The organism is Paraburkholderia sp. XV (assembly GCF_020177535.1).
Lineage (GTDB): Bacteria > Pseudomonadota > Gammaproteobacteria > Burkholderiales > Burkholderiaceae > Paraburkholderia > Paraburkholderia caribensis.
On sequence record NZ_JAGUUD010000007.1, the window covers coordinates 85,616 to 105,014 of the forward strand.

The following is a 19,399-nucleotide window of genomic DNA, read 5'->3' on the forward strand; positions in this document are numbered from 1 at the left end:
GCGGACATTTTCCTGGACTGATTTACGTCGTTAGCCCGAGACTTTCACGATATTCGATGGGGCTGAGATAGCCAAGCGAGCCCTTGATCCGTTTCTCGTTGTACCAGCGAATGTAGGCGTTCAGTACCTCAACGAACTCAGCGATGGTTGTCGAACGCCAGTCTCCTGGATAGAACATCTCGGTCTTCAGCCTGCCGAAGAATCCCTCACAGGCCGCGTTGTCCGGTGAACAGGCTTTACGCGACATGGACCGGACCAGATTGGCCCTTGCAACCCGAGATAGCCATCCCGGCCATCGGTAGTGGCCACCCCGATCGGAGTGCACAATTGGCCTCTCATCGTCCTCGGTCACGGTCTCGATAGCCGCATCTAACATGGTATTCACAAGCTCTGCGTCGGGGCTTGTGCCAATCGTCCAGCTGACTACCATGCCATCGAAGCAGTCGATCATGGGCGATAGATATACCTTCCCCGCGGGAATCTGGAATTCGGAGATGTCCGTGACCCACTTTTCGTTCGGGGCATCAGCATGGAAATCGCGATTGATGATGTTATCTGGGGCAGGGCTAATTTCTCCGATATACGAACGGTATCGGCGACGCCTGGGCCTGGCCGCGTGGAGGCCGCCCTGTTTCATGAGGCGACGCACGACTTTCTCCGATAGAAACACCCGTTGCCGGCTGAGCGCTGCCTGCACCCGACGATAGCCGTAGGATCGGTGATTGTCCTCGAAGATCTCAGCAACGGTACAACGGACCTCCGCATATTTGTCGGCAACCCGTATGGACGACCGATGGTAGAAATAGGAGCTGCGCGCCAGGTCCAACCGCGCGAGCATCTCAGCCAAACCGTATTCTTTTCTGAGGGCGTCAACCAGCGTTGTCTTCTCCCGGTTGCTCAGGAGTGGCAGGTCGACGCCCAGGTCTTTTTTTACGAGTTCATTCGCCTTCTTCAACAGGTCGTGTTCAAGCTGCAGATTGCGGATGTCGCGCCGGAGCTCTTCGACCTGCTGCTCCAGTTGGTCCCGATCCGTCTCTGCGGGTGATCTCTTGTCGCGCTTCATGGATGCAGGGGCCTCTCGCCCGAGTAACTGGTTCTTCCAGTTGTACAGCGTCACCCTGTCGACGTCCAGCTTTCGCGCCACCGCCTCCGCGCTTCCTTGCCGTGTGCACAGTTCGTACACTGCGGCTTGCCTGGACGGCAATGACGCGGCCGGTCGACCTCGCTTGCCAACCACATATGTCCTGGCTTCAGGATAGCGCTCGCGAACCCACGCCGTCAGTATCTGGCGACAGGGATAGCCTAATGCCCGGAGGGTAAAGCTGACGCACCGCCCGTGATTGACGTAATGCTCAAGTGCCAGGTTCTTCTGTTCCTCTGAGTACTTCGGCTTGGCGCGAACATATTCTTTCTGCAGATCGCCACTGCTCTCGAATTCCGCACACCACGCCTTGAGAGAATTCTTCGTCGGGTAACCCAGCTGGCGGATCGTTGCCTTGACGCGCTTCCCGAGCTTCAGGTACAGCTCGACCGCCCGAACGCGGTCTGCGTATGAATACATGGACTACCTCCAAAGTAGTCCAGGATTTTGTCCGCATCCCCGGTGGGTCAATTCTCCGTGGACATCAACACCCCAGCGGAATGCTGTTCATCCGTAACGAGAACGGCTCTCACAATCCACACGAAGCGATGGCCATCGACGATTTCATGCTGGGCGTGCGCGTGCTTGCAGACACTATTAGCGACCTCTAACGAGTGCGCACCGGTCAAGGAGCGGTCATGGTTCAATCAGCCACCCTTCGCCGCCCCGACAGCATGCATCTGCATCTGCGCGACGATGCCATGCTTCGTACGGCGCTGCCTTATTCGGTGCGGCATTTCGGCCGCGCTATCGTGATGCCGAACCTGAAGCCGCCCGTTACAACAGTAGCCGCCGGCCGAGCCTATCGGCAACGCATTCTTGATGCCTTGCCCCAAGGGACAACATTCGAACCGTTGATGACCTGTTATCTGTGCGACGGCACGGACCAAGCAGAAATCCGCGCTGGAGTCGAGGAGCGTGTGTTCACTGCGGTGAAGCTCTATCCCGCGGGGGCGACTACGCATTCCGAGTATGGTGTGACCGCAATCGACAAGGTTGCGAGAGTTCTGGAAGTGATGCAGGAGTTCGGGATGCCGCTTCTCATTCACGGTGAGAGCACCGATCCGGCGGTAGACGTTTTCGACAAGGAAGCGATTTTGCTCGACCACACGCTGAAGCATTTGCTAAAGGCGTTCCCCGCGCTCAAGGTAGTACTCGAGCACATCACCACGGAACAGACCACTGACTATGTGTGGCGGACACCAGTGGCCGGCGCGCCGCGACGATCGCACCACAGCATCTCCTTTTTAACCGAAATGCGATGTTCACGGGAGGATTGCGTCCGCATTATTACTGTTTGCCGGTTCTGAAGCGTGAGCAGGATAGGCTTGCGCTTCGGCGCGTCGCGACCTCCGGATCACGGTCATTCTTTCTCGGCACAGATTCAGCGCCGCACGAGCGCAGAGCAAAAGAAGCTGCGTGCGGTTGTGCAGGTATATTCAGTACAGCGACAGCGCTCGAAGCACACATGACTGTGTTCGACGAGGAGCGTGCACTGGACCATTTTGAAGCCTTCGCGAGCGAGAATGGTCGGCTTTTCTACGGTCTTCCGCCGAATGAAGGTATGGTCACACCGACGCGTGACCGCAATGACGCGCCACGAACCGTCACGCTCGGTGATGTGGGATCGATTGAAACGTCTATGGGAGGGTGCCCCTATGTGATTCGTCAAGCGGTAGGGGCGGATTTTGGTTGGTAGAGGGTGCCGTCGCGCAGCATGGCGAACAGCACGTCGCAGCGTCGTCGAGCGAGAGCGATGAGCGCCTGATTGTGGCGCTTGCCCTGCTGGACCGTGCGCGCGTAATAGTCCCTTGAGATCGGGTCTCGCAGGGCAGCAAAGGCCGAGAGGAAGAGCGCTCTCTTGAGTACCTTGTTGCCCCGTCTGGACGGGTGTTCGCCACGGATGGACGAGCCCGAGCGTCGGGTCACCGGGGCGAGGCCGGCGTAGGCGGCGAGATGCGCAGCCGATGCGAAGGCTTTGTGAGCGACTTCAGTGAGGAGTCTGGCGGCGGTCCTGACGCCGACTCCCGGCATGCTGGTCAGGACCGGCCAAAGAGGGTGTGCGTGCACCAGACGTTCAACTTCGCTGGCAACCTCCTCGCGTTGCTTGCGCAAGGATGCGAGTTGCTGGGCAAGACGCGGCATGACGATGGTTGCGGCCTGAGTACCGGGCACGATCACAGCCTGTTCGCTGAGCGCCTGGACGATGTCGGAAGCCAGGCTCTTGCCCATGCGAGGTGCGAGTTTGTTGAGGCGGTTGGCGAGTGTTTTCTCGCTGGCTGAGGCGAGCTCGGCGGGTGACGGGTATTGCTCAAGCAGATCGAGCACGGCCGGATGGTCGAGGCGCGGCCCCAGGACCCTTTCCAGCGCCGGATGGATCTGGGTGAGCAGACCTCGAATGCGGTTGCTGGTCTGCGTGATCTGGGCCGCCAGATCGTCGTCGAAGCCGCACAGCATGGTGAGTTCGGCGAGTGGTTCGTCGGCCAGCCGAAGTGAGCGCAGCGTATGCGGCATTGAGCGCGCGGCTTCAGCAATGATGGCGGCATCGCGAGCATCAGTCTTGGCTTCACCGGCGTGCAGGTTGGCGATGCGGCGCATAGCCAGACCCGGTAGATATGCGACCAGAACACCTTCATCACGGGCGACTGCCACGGGCAACGCGCCGATGGTGGCGGGTTGATCGACGACGAACAGGAGCCGGCCGTGCGTCTTGAGTTCGGTAATGAGAGCGCGCAGCTCGGCCTCATCGTTGGGCAGCGCCTTGTTGTAAACGCGCTTTCCGCGCCGATCGAGGGCGACGGCGTGATGGTGGTCTTTGCCGACATCGACGCCGACGAATACATCGACAGAGCTATGTTGTTGGTTCTCTTGCATCGAAGGCTTTGCAGGTTGAACGGTTTGGCCTGCAACATCGGTGGCAAGTCTCGGCATCCACGTTACGGACGACCTCAAGATATCCTGGCCGAGCCCCTATTAGCGATCACCAGCCACCCACCAGGCCCGGTGACAACACCCCCCCGGATCATGACTGCGACTGGGGGCGAGAATCATGCCGGGCCTAGCTGGCCAAATCCTCGATTGTCGAGGAATGAAGATAGTTACGGGGGCGGACAGAGAGCTTGTGTGCAATAGCCTAGACTAAATCTGACAGTGGTCGGTTTCTCGTGCCGTTGCGCGTGAGCGCGGAGGACGTAGTCCGAAGCGGCAACGCGCGCGGTGAACCGCAAGGAGTCCGCCATGACTCAGGAACAGAAAGTCATCCGCGCCAAGGTCGGCATGCTCGAACTGGTGCGGCAACTGGGCAATGTCAGTCAGGCCTGCCGGGTAATGGGCTATTCCCGCGACAGCTTCTACCGCTTCAAGGAACTGTACGACAAGGGCGGTGAAGCGGCCCTGCAGGAAATTTCCCACCACCGCCCGCTGCTAAAAAACCGCGTGGATCCCCAGGTCGAGGCCGCGGTGATCGAACTGGCCCTGGAACTGCCCGCTTACGGCCAGATCCGTATCGCCAACGAGGTGCTCAAACGCCACGCCCTCAGCGTCTCGCCACAGGGAGTGCGTAGCATCTGGCTGCGCCATGATCTTGAGACCATGAACAAGCGCCTGAAGGCGCTGGAAGCGAAGTCCGCCCAGGAAGGGCTGGTGCTGACCGAATCGCAGCTCACCGCGCTGGAGCGGGCCAAGCTGGAAAAGGAAACGCATGGCGAATTCGAATCTGAATGCCCCGGCTACTGCGGCGCCCAGGATACCTTTTATGTGGGCACCCTCAAGGGCGTCGGCCGCGTCTATCAGCAAACCTTCGTCGACACTTACTCGAAGGTGGCGTTTGCCAAACTCTACGACCGCAAGACCCCGCTGCCGGCAGCCGACCTGCTCAATGATCGCGTCGTGCCGTTCTTCGACGGCTACGGTATTTCGCTTGCTCGCGTTCTGACTGACCGGGGTATCGAGTACTGCGGAAACCCCGAGCATCACGAATATGAGCTCTATCTGGCCGTGGAGAACATTGATCACACCCGTACCAAAGCTCGTTCTCCACAGACCAACGGCATCGTCGAGCGACTTCACAAGACAATGCTCAACGAGTTCTATCGCATCGTGTTCCGCAGGAAGATCTACGACTCGATCGCCGCCCTGCAGACCGATCTCGACGCATGGCTTGACCAGTACAACAATGAGCGCGAACATCAAGGGCGCTGGTGCTACGGCAAAACGCCTATGCGTACCTTCCTCGACTCACTCGAACTCGCCAGGGAGAAACTGCTTCCTCACTGAATCGCCTTCCTTCATTCGTTTCCCCGACTACCTGTCAGGTCCGGTCCAGGCTAATACAGCTTGTGACATCGCGGCGCGCGAATTGACTCCGTCTGCGTGCTGCAAGCCGTCATATCCGCTCCCTCACCGCTTCGACATTTCTGCGATAAACCACAGTTTTATCGCGATGACGTTCGGTGACGGGTCTGCAGCTTTTGGGTGGGCGAGATAGTATCCCGTGGGTAGTTGCAATGGCAAGTCAAACAGCTCCATCAATGCGCCGGACGCTAACTCTTCGGCGACGAGTAATTCGCTTGTCAGGACTATTCCTTGACTTCTCACTGCGGCTTCTACAGCCATTAGCGATTGATCGAACTGGATTCCCGGAATCGACTTGATCTGGCTCCGCGACAGAAAGCTGTTTTCCAGCAACCAACTTTCCCAGTGCGGATGCAGGGTGTTGTGCAGAAGGGTTGCGCGGACAATGTCAGCCGGCAATCCTAAATCAAGGCGTTTCGCATATTCAGGGCTACAGTAAAGTCTCGCCGCATCCCGAAAAATGAGCGTCAAATCCAAACCGCTGTTGTCGCCGTCGAAGTAGCGTACGGCGAGGTCCACCGCATCAAGATCAAAATCAATAAAAGAGGTCGAGGTCGAGAGATTTAGCGAGATATCCGGATGCGCATTCAAGAACGCCGTCATCCTTGGTGCAAACCATTTGGCGGCGAAGCTCGGTGGCATCGACAAGCGAAGTCCCCGATGCTGATTCTCCCGCATCTGCCTGCTCGCCTGGATGATCGTTGCAAGCGCGGGCTGCACCTGCGTGTAATAAGTTCGGCCCTCGGGCGTCGGTACGATCTGGCGTACCTGACGGACAAACAGAGGCACCCCAAGCCACTCCTCAAGCTTTTGGATCTGCTGGCCCACCGCCCCGGGGGTGACATTCAGTTCATCGGCAGCCGAAGAAAAACTGCCATGGCGCATCGCCGCTTCGAATGCGACAACGGCCCGTAAGGGTGGGGTTGGGCTCATAAACGAGTTTTTCTATGCTATAGCCAAGTTTATATCGTTTGTCGTGTGAGCGGCCACTGTGGAAAATACTGACAAACATCGTTTTTAGTTGAGATCGATCACGAATCCTGCAAGCGTTGCTTTCGGGCTCCTGGGTTTTATCTGGGGCACTAATTTCCTGTTCATGCGTTGGGCCAGCGAGTTCATCTCGCCGTCCCAGATCGTTTTCCTTCGCGTGTTGTTTGGATTTGTGCCCATACTGGCATACGCGCTCCTTCGCGGGGCGCTGTCCTGGAAGCAGCTCAGGCACGCTCACCACTTCTTCGTGATGTCCCTTCTTGCGACGACTATTTACTACTACTCTTTCGCAAAGGGCGCATCACTATTGCCGTCAGGAATCGCCGGGATGCTGAGCGGCGCAATTCCGCTGGTATCGTTTGTCTGTGCGTGGCTTGTGTTGCGATCTGAGCGACCGACTGGGCGCATGATCGCAGGTCTTGCGAGCGGGCTTATTGGAATCTGTCTCATCGCACGCCCTTGGGCCGGAACATCATACGGTGTCAACCCTGAAGGGGTCATGTACATGATGATTGGCTGCCTGAGCGTCGGATGTTCGTTCGTCTACGCAAGGCGCTTCCTCGCAAAACTCGACCTGTCTCCTTTGGCTCTATCCACCTGGCAGATTGGGTTTGCTCTCGTAACGATTGGCTTGACTACCCATTTCGAAGGAATGTCAGCGTTAACGCAAAGCCTGCATGCGACACTTGGGCTGGCGATCGGACTTGGGTTGACCGGGACAGGGGTGGCCTACATGCTTTACTACTACATCGTTCAGAAGCTTGGCGCGCTGACTGCGTCCAGTGTTACCTACTTGCCGCCTGTCGTAGCCAGCCTTATCGGCGTAGGTTTCGCTGATGAGCCGCTTCATGTGGTCAACTGCATTGCAATGCTCTGCATCTTGGGCGGAGTTTTTCTTCTCCAGTCACGCAAGCCTCGTATGCAAGGTGCCCGGATTCTAAAGACCTGTTGCTGGATTCTTGAGCGTACGATTTGCACGCACCGCTGAGTCGTAGCGGGTCCATCTACGCGTTGAAGGCAACGAGTCAACGATACCGAACTCACGTCACTAATCCAGCGGCGTGAGTTTGTCACATATTAGACGCCCCGGCAGACGTCCGGCGAACCGTGCGGCTCGTTTATTCGAGTCCTTCGAGAATGCGGAAGTCGCGGTCAGCGGCACCCTCAATCACGGCCAGAGCTTTGCGATATGTCGGACTTTCATTAGAGTCCCACAGCGGTTTCAAGACTTTCGAACTCTACAACTATAGTACGCTGGGAATCTCCGATGTCTTCCCGGGTTGCTGCGGGGCCGCGGACTAGGAACTGACCGCCTGCCGCCTGTACAGCGGGACCCGCGATTGAAGAGTAAGCGGCAAGCTTCTCAGCATCGTAGATCTTGTGATGCGCGATAACCCAATAGCTTTTTTTAGAAATAAATTGCGTCTCCTATTCCTTTGGGGCGTACTGCATTTCGCCATTGCCGAATGACCAGTCTTCGCGCGCGACGTCAACAAGGCTGATCCAGATATCCTCCTTGCGCAGGCCGGTCTTCGCGTGGATGCCATCTGCGATTGCCTTGTAGAACGCCTTCTTGACGTCGATGGTTCGACCAGAATTCCATGTGACCTGAATGAAGACGATGTTCGACGTGTAGTCGATGCCGAGATACCCCTCAGTCAGATAGACCAGTTCATCAGCCGAATGGCGGGAGATGATCTGGAACTTGTCGTTTTTCGGAACGTGGGCGAGGCTGACCATCGCCCCATACACGGTATCACTGACAGATTTGACGACTTCAGGCTTCGGGTTTTTCGAGATATTGATAAACGGTGTTTGGGCGGATCACGTCCTCGCGTCACTAATCAATCCAGCGGACGTTTGATCTTGTCAACACGGCGCCATGCCACGCTTACGGTGTAAGCGCAATCCTTGTGACTCCAGCGGAGGCGCGACGCGACGTGCCGTCGTTTGCAGCGCAGACGCAGCCGATGGTGCTGACATCGATGATACGGTCGTCATGATCACCCAAGAGGATATCGCCTGCTGAATGTTTGCGGATTAGGGCTCCGTGACTTTCCTTAGATCGTTAAAATTTGGCTCGGCGCGCTCGATACAACAGGTTGATTGTTTGATGCAACCGTGAACGTGGAGGTGGCGCCAAGGAGGGTATGAGCCTGTTCAGCCATGGAATGAGCTGCTGCTGCCGCCTGCTCCACGAGAGCGGCATTCTGCTGGGTCACCTGATCCATCTGGGAGACCGCTTGGTTCACCTGCTCAATGTCAACGCGTTGCTCTTCAGACGCACGTGATATTTCTGTCACCAAGGTTGCGACTTCTTCGACGGAGGCGATCGTCTCGTTAATCGTCGCACTCGTCTTCTCCGCTGCCGTTGTGCCGTTGGAAACTTTTTCAACCGATTCGAGGATAAGCGTCTTTATCTCTTTCGCTGCAGAGGCGCTTCGCTGGGCTAGTGTACGTACCTCTGCTGCGACGACAGCAAACCCCCGCCCCTGCTCACCGGCTCGGGCTGCTTCAACGGCAGCGTTGAGCGCCAAGATATTCGTTTGGAAGGCGATGCCCTCGATTGTGGCGATGATTTCAGACATTTTCGCCGAGGACTGGTGTATCTCACGCATGGTACTTACCATCTCGTGCACCGAATGTCCCCCGACGCGAGCGATATCGGAAGCCGTTCCTGCAAATTGCGAAGCTTTTTTTGCGTTCTCGGCGTTGCGCTGGACCTTCGACGTCAAATCATGCATGCTCGAGGCAGTTTCCTGTAGAGAGGCCGCCTGTTCCTCAGTACGCTGGGAGAGATCGGTATTGCCTTGGGCGATTTCGGACGCTGCGACCGAGATTGATTGGCTCGACGCTTTGATGCCGCGGACAATCGACGACAGCTGTTCGCGCATCTTGTTTAATGAAAATGAGAGGCTCGTATGATCGCCGTCCTTCAGAGTGATGCTTGCAAGGAGGTTCCCAGCTGAGATCTCCCCGGCGAACCGTACCGCATCCTGTGGTTCACTCCCCAGTTGTCTAGAAAGTGCACGAGCTATTAACGTACCTAAGACTGCAGCGAAGATAACTGCTGTGAAGATCAGGACGATTACAATGATCACGGCACGCGTGTGATCGGAGGCGGCTCGCATTCCATCCTCAGCTGCAGCGGAGACGGTTGAGTCAACGAGGATTCCGATGTCTTTTTCAATGTCAGTGCGCAATGCAAGTCCCTCAAACCGCATCATATCGATTGCGTCGGATGTCTTACCGGCGGACTTGAGCTCTCTGAGCTTCCGGGTTCCCTCTTGATACTGGCGGAACTTTACGAGGAGATCCTCGTAAGCCCTAGCCTGGGCCGCAGTAGCCGGCAGCTGTCCGTAACTTCTTGCAGCTGAATAGAAGTCACCGACTGCGGCGTCAATTCCGGCATTAAATTTCGCGATTTCTTCGGGTGCTGTCGATACCAGCATCCGATACTCGTTCAGCCGCGTATCTCGCATTGCAGAAAGCATTGTGAGTCCATATCGAACGGATGGGAGCCGAACGGCACGGACCACTTCTGACTGTGCGTTCTCTTTCCCAACCTCGATGAGGCCCGCAATCCCAACCATGAAAAGAAATGCGATTACGATGCTAAACGCCAAGATGAGCTTGGTCGCGACCTTTAAATTTTTTACGATGGACATCCATCCTCCTTCCGGAACACAAACGTTGATGCAAAGATGCATATACATCCGTTTACGGCGAACCGTGCGCTCACTTTAGGGGGGCGGCGATACTTGACCTTTTCGAGAAATGCTCCCGGCGTCCAAGGACACGGATTGTTGAAAGCCGCTCCACCTCTGGAATGTTACGTGGTGGGACTTGCACGGCGACGGAAGGTGCTACGTGCCCTGGCAGGCGGTCCTCGGGGGAAATGTGTCGGACCGAGGCCGGCGCGCATATCGGGGCCATGCTTGGTCAAGGAAAAATCCGCGGACTTGATGTCTAACGATGGTCGATTTTTTGGAAAAGGTCACGCCGCGCGCTTCACGCGAAGAAATGGAGGCCCACAACGCAAGTATCCGCAAGGAGTCGGTTCGACTCTTCAAGGAGAGGGGTTTCAATGGCGTGTCTGTGGCTGAGATTATGTCTGGGGCGGGCCTTACCCAGGGGGCTTTTTAGGCCATTTCAGTTCAAAGGACGAACTCGCGGAGGTTGCATGCGGGCAGGCTGGTTGGCTGGAGGCTCGCGCCGCTATACATCATCGTTGGTTGTGCGTTGGCGGGCATTGTCGAGTCAGTGTGTCGATAATCCATTTCCAGGCTTTTTGGACCCTCTCCACTTCTTATACTAGCTGCGAGCTTTTGACTTCTATCCACGTGTTCGGCGTCTGATGATCCTGCGAAGCCTCCCTAATCAACACTATTGCTCAATGCGTCTGTACATGGTTCATGATGACGATGACCAATTCGCATCTCGGCGGCTAACATTTAGCTTACATTGTTGCGGTGTCGTGCGATAATGATTTACAGAAGTCGGCGCATAGGGTTTCAGCGCCTTGGCGACGGATTGAGGCGTTAATTGAGGCCTCGCATTCTTAAGTTGGGGGTATTTTGAAACGTAAGAGTCTTTCGAGTATGGATTGCCCGGTCGCCTTGGCGCTAGATCAGGTCGGTGAGTGGTGGAGCTTATTGATACTGCGAGATGCCTTGCAGGGCTCGACGAGGTTTGAGCAATTTCGAGAGAGTCTCGATATTTCGCCGACTATGCTCACCCGTAGATTGAGCGATCTGATCGAGGTTGGTCTTTTGAAAAAGACGTCTGGATCAGGAGGTTCCAGTCGAGATGAGTATTGTGTCACGGACAAAAGCCGTGACTTATCCCCAGTCCTTATTATGCTTTTTGCTTGGGGGCGGCGCCACGTTAAAAGGAAAGGGTGGGGTGTTGACCTGATTGATTTGCAGACTGGGCGCATGGTTGATCCAATAGTGATAGACGGGAAGACCGGTTTGCCCATTAACCGTAAAACACATGCCTTTGTGTCGGGGCCGCACGCGACGGCGTCCACCCTGAAACGGCTTGGACCACGGCAAGACAATGAGCCGAAACAGCAATCTGGATCATAGGTTCGAGTCCCGGGTGGTGGGAGGCCTAAGCCGTCGTTAAAAACTGCTTCGTATCTGTTCACCCATCGCGCGATGGCAAGGGTTTACTGACGCGCTCATTGGCTAGTATGCATATATATGCATACTATGCCGGCAGGCTGCGGAGAGCTTGTCCGCTAGATTCGAACCAGATCAGATACTCGCTTTGCGCGGAACTAGGAGGCAGATGAGTGAGACCGGTCGCACCCTTCGGGGGCGTGAGGACTCAGAGTTGCAAGCGGCTATTACTGGGACCTTACTGCGTCGCTGTTAAGCAGCTTTCTGTCAGTACATCGTTGACGCCCTATGTCTTGAAAATCTCCACAGTCTCCCGAAGTGCACTGGCCTGGTATTCGAGCGACTTGGCCGCTGCAGCAGCTTCTTCCACTAGTGCTGCATTCTGCTGCGTCACTTCGTCCATCTGTGTGACCGCCTTTCCTACCTGCTCAATACCCGCGCTTTGTTCGTGCGATGCTGCCGCAATTTCTCCCATGATGTCTGTGACTCTTTGTACAGACCGGCTTATTGCGGTCATCGTAGTGCCCGCGTCGTTGACCAATTCTGATCCTGTTCGAACCCTTTCGACCGACGCCTCGATAAGTTCCTTGATTTCCTTCGCAGCCGTTGACGAACGTTGTGCTAGTGTACGAACCTCACCTGCAACTACGGCAAAGCCGCGCCCCTCCTCACCGGCTCGAGCGGCTTCGACCGCAGCGTTAAGCGCGAGAATGTTAGTTTGAAACGCGATACTCTCGATGATTGAAATGATATCCGCGATCTTCGCGGAACTGTCGCTTATGCCGGTCATTGTCGTCACGACCTGTTCGACAACTTGGCTTCCTTTGTCGGCAACTTCTGACGCATTTTGCGCGAGCTGACTCGCTTGGCGTGCGTTTTCGGCGTTCTGCCTTACAACGCTCGTAATTTGCTCCATGCTTGCCGCTGTCTCCTGTAGGGCGGCGGCCTGTTCTTCCGTGCGACTCGATAGATCTATGTTGCCCGAGGCGATCTCTTTTGTCGCCTGCACGATAGTCTCGCTGCCGGAGAGAACAGACTGCACCGTCTTGAGCAAACTTTGCCTCATGGCTGCCAAGCCGCCGAGCAACTGACCCATTTCATCGTTGGAGGTGATCATAACTTCATTACGGAGATCTCCCGAGGCTATAGCATCGAAGTGGGAAAGTGCGCTCTCCAGAGGTCTGGTTATCTTTTGCCGCAAAGACCACCATGAGAATGCAGCGGCTACCATGCCTACAATGATTGAAGCTATATTTAGGATGCAGAAGAGTGAAAATTCGGCTTGGTCCTGCTCGTAAGCAGCTTTTGCATCATCAATCTGACGTTGCCTTAATTGCTCGCCACGCGATTCCAGCTTTGCGTAAGCAGACTGAAGGTCATTGGTAATATCACGTATGTTGTGATTGTCGCCCGCATGCAGAGCAGCGAACCCCGCATCGAGTACTTTCTGGAGAGATAATCGTTCGCTGTCGAAAGAAACTGCAAGTTCTTTCTCAGCGCTCGACATAGGCATTGCGATAAACGCACGCCAAGCCTTATCGGACTTTTCGCGCATCGCAGTTGCTCGATGCACAGCATCTTCCGCTTCGGGGGATCCCGCGTTGAGCACGGCGCGGTCGAAGGCGAGACGCTCACGGGCGATGTACGTGGCAATGTCGCCGACGTCAATAGCACTTGGCAAACTCTCGGCGTACAGATTGTAGCTTGTGTTGTCGGCGTGATGCATACCAACGAGACCTGTGCATCCTATCTCAACCAAGAGGATGCCTAAAAATCCCATCACCAGCCCAAGTCTTCCTTTTATTGATGAAAACATTTCGCCCTCAACATTCGCATCGCAGTTGCGCTGTAGCAGCAGCGATGTTCAACCTGCTAAGCGGGATTTCGGAAATACGGCGGCCACTATATTTATCGACCTCTATACGGTTTTCTTTAGCGACCTTCAAGGTCTGGCAAATTTAACAATCTATCTTACATCGGGCGACAGTAGCGCGATGTGTGTCCTCGATAGCTCGGGTATCATCGTCAAGATGTTTGATGAAACGGCTGTCATAGGTCACCCCCGGAACACAAGAGTAAATGCGTATTCGGAGAAATGAGTCTATCTTCTGAAGCTTGGCCAACCCCCAACTACGAAGCTTCGAAAGGGAATCCGAGTTAGATGGAACTCAAGCGCGCAGTTTTAGCTGGGTGCGATTATGCCCGAAGTGGGGAACGGATGTCTTCGAGCTCACCTTTCCTCAGGGAGTACGCCACGGGGCGGCAAACCCGGAAGATCACGACCTCCGGTAGCTGTGCCGACTGATTGCGGAAGTGTTCCTCATCCTAATTGTGGCATGTGTGCGGTTGTCTTTGAGTGCTGTCGTAAAGGTCGAATCGCGATTGCAACATACCACGCTCCACCGTCCCAATCGACACGTCATCCCCATCACCGAAGACACTCTTGTCTCCTGTTTGGCTCACGCGAAGTCGGTTAAATTGCCATGGACTGAGCGATAAACACGTCAACGGATATGCTGTCCATTCGAAAGCTTCCGATGAATGAGCTTATGTTCAGTTGATGTACGTGCATACCGCACTTATCTTCTTTATCGTGATATCCAATAGTAGCCGGTCTTCCATGGCCAACTGTTCACGATGATATTTAAGGAGCTCAGCGAGTCCTCGGCAGAGCCTCCGAAGGAGAAATAGGGAGTTCAAAGGCATCGGCCAGTTATGCATCAGATACGCCAAAGGAACAACTTCTCGTGCTTCGCACCATCTGTCGAAAAGTGAGATGCAGATATTATCGATTTCCATAAATTGACAAATATCAGCTTGGTCGGATACCGGAAATGCATCTGGGTCTATTTCTGATGGTTCGATCATATCGTAAGAAAAACTTAGGAAGAACCCTCTATTTAGAGAGCAGAATGTGGATATCATCAGAAATGACTACAAGGATATAATTGTTAAAGTCGACACTGATGTGTATAAACACACTTCACGATATCAAGAAAATACTCTTGCTATATGAAAGGTGGGTAAGCACAGAACCGATGCTAACCTATCAAAATTGACCACAATATCTCTTTTTTTGCACATCGCGATTGCAACCTATCCTGGCATGATTGCATGAGACGTCTTGTTTGATGGCGAATTGATCGACCTATGTTGTCGATCAACTCGTCGTTATCCACGATCTCCCTAACTGACAACGCCTTGATGCACCTACTCCCGGCAGTCTGATGATGTTGATCGGAAGCAGAGGTGTCAACTGAGCACTCGATCACACGTCTATTGGATGTATCCAATCGGCGTCAATCGTTTCGGCGCTCTCGGACGAACGCGCAAAGCAATGCCGTAATAAGGGCCAGTGCTATATGTGTACCATATACTGCGTCAAAGCTAGCTCTCGTTGGGATGCCGTGTCCAAGGAGCATGACTACAATCGCTACACCGATGACCGCACCCATTTGGCGCGTTGCCTGATTTACTGCGCTTCCAACGGCATAATGCTCCACCGGTAAGCGGCTAACCGCAGCGCCTGCAAGCGACGGCATCACTAACCCAACGCTCGCCCCACTTATAAGCAGTCCCGGTAACCAATGACTACCATACTCGGGAGAGACACCCGGTATGAAATAGAACCATGTGCCAGTGACCGCATAGAGTAGAGAGCCACTGACGAGAAATCTGCGATAACCGTATCGTCCCGCCAGCCGTCCAGTTGCGATAGCAACGGGGATCACAGTCAGTGGGCCAGGGATGATTGCAAGTCCGGCATGCACTGAGTCAAAATGCCAGATTTCCGTCATGTAAAAGAAGAAGGCGAAGAACATCATCGCGAATGCAATACCAAACGTTAGCGTTGCCAGATTCACGACGGCGTACGTCGTATTCCGAAACAGGCTGAGTTCGATTAGGGGATCGGAAACTTTATTGGCCCAGACAACGAATATGAGCAAGCATCCCACGCTGAGTCCTGCTATTAAAGCGAGTTCGAGGTTAGTCCACACTGAGCCACGCAACTCCACGAGGAGCAGTGCCATCAACGCGACCGAGGCGATCAGCAACGCCATGCCGATCACGTCCACGCGGCGCCGTATCGCTGCGCTCGCCGTTGGCGCAAGCAGTCTGATGCCAAGCAGCAACGATATGGCACCAACGGGAACGTTGATAAGAAACGCCCAACGCCAACTGTAGGTCTGCGCAGTATATGCGCCCAGGCTTGGTCCAACAGCTGCTGCGAAACCACCGACCGCGCCCCACATACTGACAGTCATTGCGCGTTGACTCGGCGGAAATGCTGCCAATACAAGTGAGAGTGACGCGGGTGTTAGGAGTGCTGCTCCGATAGCCTGACATACCCTGGCACCTACAAGCGTAGCTATGTCCGGTGACATGCCGCATGCGGCTGAAGCGCTAATGAATACGAGCACACCCACGAGGAACACTCGTTTTCTCCCATGCGCATCGGCGAAGCCCCCCGCTGGGATAAGCATCGCCGCATACACGATCGTGTATGCGTTCAGGACCCACGACAAACTCGCGGGAGTGGCATACGTGAACGAGCGCCTGATTGACTCGAAGACCGAGTACAGCATGGTCGTGTCAAGGGAAACGAGAAAAACGGCGCCGCTCGCAATCCAGAATATGGGCCATGCAGCAGGAAGTGCATTTTCCTTGGCGTGCGGAGGATGGGGGGAGGTGGAGCTCACGGGATCGAATGATTTATGAAAGGTTAAGTTGGTTTTTTTGAAAATCGTGGATTCCCGTCATGGTAACTACTATGATAGTACCAATATTTCTGGTGCTATGTGCAGTGAGTCCTTAGGTTCGACATTGCCGCTGATAGCAAGATGAAAGGCGTAAGTACATCCTGCAACCACGCAGGATGCACTGCACGCGGATCAGGCATCGGTACAGATGTCGAGGTCATGAACCTTCGGTCAGTCCCATTAACCTGGTGGAATGGAAAAACGTAGAGCCTAAGCAACGGATGTATCGGATGAAGGATGGTACTTCGACGCTCACTACCTGGATTGATGAACAAGCACGCGGCAGCAGCGCCGCTACTAGCTGCGTGAGATGTTCAACGCATTGAGCTCGATTGTGCGCGCGGGTGTGCCGTGGTGATTCTTTTCCGAATGATAAGGGGCGGCAGTCTGCCAGCAGACGCAGCGCTAGATTCGGGCAGGCGACTTCGAGGCCATGGTGTATCCCGTGACTTTGAATTTTTGCTTGGTTCTCAAGGTAAAGTTCCTGCGTGCCAGGTGCCACCCGTCCCTTGGTTACGACCACCGACCGGATTAAGGAGATTCCGTTGAGCATTGCCCAAACGCTGAAACATTACACGTGTCACGGTCTGACTGAACGTCTTAAGGATCTTTTTAGCGAGGTCGGCCTTGACCGCGCCCCGCTTCCTTTGGAAAAGCTTGCACCGTTGGATCAATTTCACTCTGGCGGCCTTGCAGCGACAGTAGAACTTGCCAATGAGTTGGGACTCGTAGCGGAAGATCGCGTTCTTGACATCGGCTCCGGTCTGGGTGGCCCGTCACGTTACATCGCGGCTACCTACGGCTGCGCTGTCGAAGGGGTCGACCTTAGTCCGTCATTCGTTGAAGCGGCAAACTTTCTTGCAGAGAGGACTGCGTTATCCCAACGTGTTAAATACACATGCGCCGATGCGCTATCGGTTCCCTTCGATCCGGATACTTTCGACGTAATCTGGACACAGCATGTTGCGATGAATATCGCTGATCGTGCTGCGTTTTACGGCGAAGCATTCCGCCTACTTCGACCCAACGGACGCTTCGCAATGTTTGACGTCGTGGAAGTGTCTAACGAGCCTTTGCATTATCCGGTTCCGTGGGCGCGTGAATCCCGATCGAGCTTCCCGATAACCGCCAAGAAGACACGTGAGCTGCTCGAAAATCGGGGATTTCAGATCACGTCGTGGTCCGATCGGACCGAAGCAAGCCTTGCCTGGTTCGCGGAACGCGAAAAGTCACGCGCCTATGATTCGCGTGACCAGGCGCTAGGTCTGCAGTTCGTGATGGGGCCAGATTTCCCTCACATGGTCAAGACACTAGTCAAAGATCTCCGTGAAGGGCGCGTTGCGATCGTGCAGGCGATTGCTCAAAAGCCGTAATCACCGCCAAGAGCGCCGCCTGCTGCGTGTCCGCTTTCGGAGCGCGCACCGAATTCCCAGCGGCCATCGAAGCTTTTCCGATTGCTAGCGCGTGCGAGAAATCACCGAGGAACGGCGACGCTCTGGTGCGCGCTACTGTACAGGGCGGGGCGGCTTTGCGTGGTGACGGATGTAAGCACTTCCGTTGAGACTTGGTGGCATGACAAAAGCAAACAGCAAAGGCTACCCGACTGATGTGTCGCACGAAGAGTGTAACTTCGCGGCTCCCTATCCGAAAGATTTGAAAGATGTATTCAAGTGTATAACAGCGTGTTATCTCGGAGTCAACGATCACGCGTATTTTTCAGGGAGCAGTTGTAGACCGCGAGTGCATGAGGAAAAGAGCAGTGCGATAGCGACGGCAGGTTCGTTCGTAACGTTCCGAAAGTGCTGGTGAACCTGCAAGCTAGCAGAAATGCCAACCCTTTTTCAGTAATGCCTGATGCCTTCAGCTGAAACAGGCAATGCAAAATAGGTGCATATACATTCGTTCGTCAAGCTGGACTACACTACACGACATCTAGCTAGGAGCGAAGATGTCACCGTTGCTCCTCGAGGAGCGCTACTGGTTGAAATCAGATGGCGTTGCCGAACCGAAATTGATGAAGAAAGGATTCGAATCAGCATGAGGAATTTCCGCGCTCGATTGCTTATTGAGGTTGCGTTTGTTTTCGGATTTGCACTTCTTTTCGACCAGTCGGCAGTTGCTTCTGGCAGTGGTGGTGGGCAACCAGGACTTCACGTCGAAGAAGGTGTATCGGTGCGGGATATTCAGGTCGCCGGCAATGAAACGCAGCGATTGCTATTTTACGGTCCTACCGTCGATTCACGTGGAGTGTTAATCATGTTCCCTGGAGGTACAGGAGAAGTCGGGATTGCACGCGATGGAAGTGTCCGACATGGTGAGAACTTCGTGGTTCGCACTCGTGGTCTCTGGGCACGACGCGGTTATGAAGTTGTTGTCGTCGACGCATTAGGTCAAAAATCCATGCGAGGCATACGAAGTTCTTCGTGGTATGCCGATGTTACGCGGAAAATAGTCGCGTACGTACATTCATTGAGCGGTGCAAATGTCTGGATCATGGGGACGAGTCAAGGCTCAATCGCTGCTATGCTCGCCGCCTCGACGGCGCGGCCGGGCATTGTCTCCGGCGTTGTTCTGACCGAACCTGTTTCGGTTCTGGGGCACTCAAAAGAGACGGTATTCGATGCCCATCCTGAAAACGTGGAGATACCGGCTCTGATCGTTGCAAACCGGAATGACGAATGCTGGGTGGCGCCTCCTGATCACGCCGAGGACATCGCAAAGGCTATGTCGCGAGCAGCGACAACAGTGCTTTTTATTGACGGCGGTACGTCCGCATCAGCAAACCCCTGTAGCTCACTTGCGCCACATGGCTACTGGGGAATGGATGAGAGGGTGGTAGAGCGCATCGATCGATGGATGCGCGAGACTCGAGGCACGTGAAATTCGAAGAAATGCATCTCGCGAAGTTTGGAGGGGGGGCTTCTGACGCACCCAGTAGGCTTGACGACCGACCCTCGGTTACGCCACGACCGATTCGCGTCTCGGCCTTGCCACTTGGATCTCCCAAATTTCCAGCGCTGGACTGATTG

Annotated in this window: 15 protein-coding genes and 1 pseudogene; 8 read left to right on the forward strand and 8 right to left on the reverse strand. The window is 54.9% G+C overall.

What is annotated here, in order from left to right; genetic code table 11:
* Positions 1 to 22: 22 nt before the first annotated feature.
* Positions 23 to 1,561 (reverse strand): IS3 family transposase, encoded by a 1,539-nt coding sequence (locus KFO72_RS06095; RefSeq protein WP_225031636.1) that lies wholly within the window; start codon positions 1,559 to 1,561, stop codon positions 23 to 25.
* Here KFO72_RS06095 and KFO72_RS06100 point away from each other — a divergent pair.
* Complete coding sequence (locus tag KFO72_RS06100) at positions 1,552 to 1,752, forward strand: hypothetical protein (RefSeq protein WP_225031686.1); 201 nt, start codon at positions 1,552 to 1,554, stop codon at positions 1,750 to 1,752. The genes KFO72_RS06095 and KFO72_RS06100 overlap by 10 nt on opposite strands.
* 27 nt (positions 1,753 to 1,779) lie before the next feature.
* Positions 1,780 to 2,840, forward strand: a pseudogene (pyrC, locus tag KFO72_RS42440) (dihydroorotase).
* On the opposite strand, the gene KFO72_RS06115 reads toward pyrC, so the two are convergent.
* The gene (locus KFO72_RS06115; protein ID WP_224101177.1) at positions 2,810 to 4,015 is read right to left on the reverse strand and encodes an IS110 family transposase; all 1,206 of its coding nucleotides are present in this window, start codon (positions 4,013 to 4,015) and stop codon (positions 2,810 to 2,812) included. The pseudogene pyrC and the gene KFO72_RS06115 overlap by 31 nt on opposite strands.
* A 363-nt stretch (positions 4,016 to 4,378) precedes the next feature.
* Here KFO72_RS06115 and KFO72_RS06120 point away from each other — a divergent pair, with 363 nt between their 5' ends.
* Positions 4,379 to 5,416, forward strand: coding sequence for an IS481 family transposase (locus tag KFO72_RS06120; RefSeq protein WP_054922840.1), 1,038 nt, complete (start codon positions 4,379 to 4,381; stop codon positions 5,414 to 5,416).
* Between the two features lie 123 nt (positions 5,417 to 5,539).
* On the opposite strand, the gene KFO72_RS06125 is transcribed toward KFO72_RS06120, so the two are convergent.
* Entirely contained in the window at positions 5,540 to 6,427 is an 888-nt protein-coding gene (locus KFO72_RS06125) for a LysR substrate-binding domain-containing protein (RefSeq protein WP_054922841.1), read from the reverse strand.
* An 88-nt stretch (positions 6,428 to 6,515) separates the two neighbouring features.
* Here KFO72_RS06125 and KFO72_RS06130 point away from each other — a divergent pair, with 88 nt between their 5' ends.
* A complete protein-coding gene (locus KFO72_RS06130) occupies positions 6,516 to 7,472 on the forward strand; it encodes a DMT family transporter (protein WP_224101176.1) in 957 nt (318 codons plus the stop codon).
* A gap of 215 nt (positions 7,473 to 7,687) precedes the next feature.
* On the opposite strand, the gene KFO72_RS06135 is transcribed toward KFO72_RS06130, so the two are convergent.
* The 3 genes from KFO72_RS06135 to KFO72_RS42240 form a co-directional block, all read right to left on the reverse strand.
* The gene (locus KFO72_RS06135) at positions 7,688 to 7,900 is read right to left on the reverse strand and encodes a DUF1330 domain-containing protein (RefSeq protein WP_225031683.1); all 213 of its coding nucleotides are present in this window, start codon (positions 7,898 to 7,900) and stop codon (positions 7,688 to 7,690) included.
* A gap of 12 nt (positions 7,901 to 7,912) precedes the next feature.
* Positions 7,913 to 8,224 carry a tautomerase family protein gene (locus tag KFO72_RS06140; protein ID WP_263627305.1) on the reverse strand — a complete coding sequence of 104 codons (312 nt, stop codon included), beginning with the start codon at positions 8,222 to 8,224 and terminating at the stop codon, positions 7,913 to 7,915.
* 320 nt (positions 8,225 to 8,544) lie between these two features.
* Positions 8,545 to 10,152, reverse strand: a complete 1,608-nt coding sequence (locus tag KFO72_RS42240) for a methyl-accepting chemotaxis protein (protein ID WP_290370645.1) — start codon at positions 10,150 to 10,152, stop codon at positions 8,545 to 8,547.
* Positions 10,153 to 10,507: 355 nt separating this feature from the next.
* On the opposite strand from KFO72_RS42240, the gene KFO72_RS06155 reads away from it, so the two are divergent.
* The gene (locus KFO72_RS06155; protein ID WP_224101225.1) at positions 10,508 to 10,630 is read left to right on the forward strand and encodes a TetR family transcriptional regulator; all 123 of its coding nucleotides are present in this window, start codon (positions 10,508 to 10,510) and stop codon (positions 10,628 to 10,630) included.
* 455 nt (positions 10,631 to 11,085) lie between these two features.
* Positions 11,086 to 11,574: a winged helix-turn-helix transcriptional regulator gene (locus KFO72_RS42445; protein WP_224101175.1), complete on the forward strand. Its 489-nt coding sequence runs from the start codon at positions 11,086 to 11,088 to the stop codon at positions 11,572 to 11,574.
* A 322-nt stretch (positions 11,575 to 11,896) separates the two neighbouring features.
* On the opposite strand, the gene KFO72_RS06165 is transcribed toward KFO72_RS42445, so the two are convergent.
* The gene (locus KFO72_RS06165; RefSeq protein WP_225031638.1) at positions 11,897 to 13,426 is read right to left on the reverse strand and encodes a methyl-accepting chemotaxis protein; all 1,530 of its coding nucleotides are present in this window, start codon (positions 13,424 to 13,426) and stop codon (positions 11,897 to 11,899) included.
* A gap of 1,483 nt (positions 13,427 to 14,909) precedes the next feature.
* Positions 14,910 to 16,310 (reverse strand): MFS transporter, encoded by a 1,401-nt coding sequence (locus tag KFO72_RS06170; protein WP_225031639.1) that lies wholly within the window; start codon positions 16,308 to 16,310, stop codon positions 14,910 to 14,912.
* A 605-nt stretch (positions 16,311 to 16,915) separates the two neighbouring features.
* Between KFO72_RS06170 and KFO72_RS06175 the strand changes: the two genes are divergently transcribed.
* Together KFO72_RS06175 and KFO72_RS06180 are read left to right on the forward strand one after the other, a co-directional pair.
* Positions 16,916 to 17,743, forward strand: coding sequence for a class I SAM-dependent methyltransferase (locus KFO72_RS06175; RefSeq protein ID WP_225031640.1), 828 nt, complete (start codon positions 16,916 to 16,918; stop codon positions 17,741 to 17,743).
* Between the two features lie 664 nt (positions 17,744 to 18,407).
* Entirely contained in the window at positions 18,408 to 19,250 is an 843-nt protein-coding gene (locus KFO72_RS06180) for an alpha/beta hydrolase (protein ID WP_224101171.1), read from the forward strand.
* Positions 19,251 to 19,399: the final 149 nt, after the last annotated feature.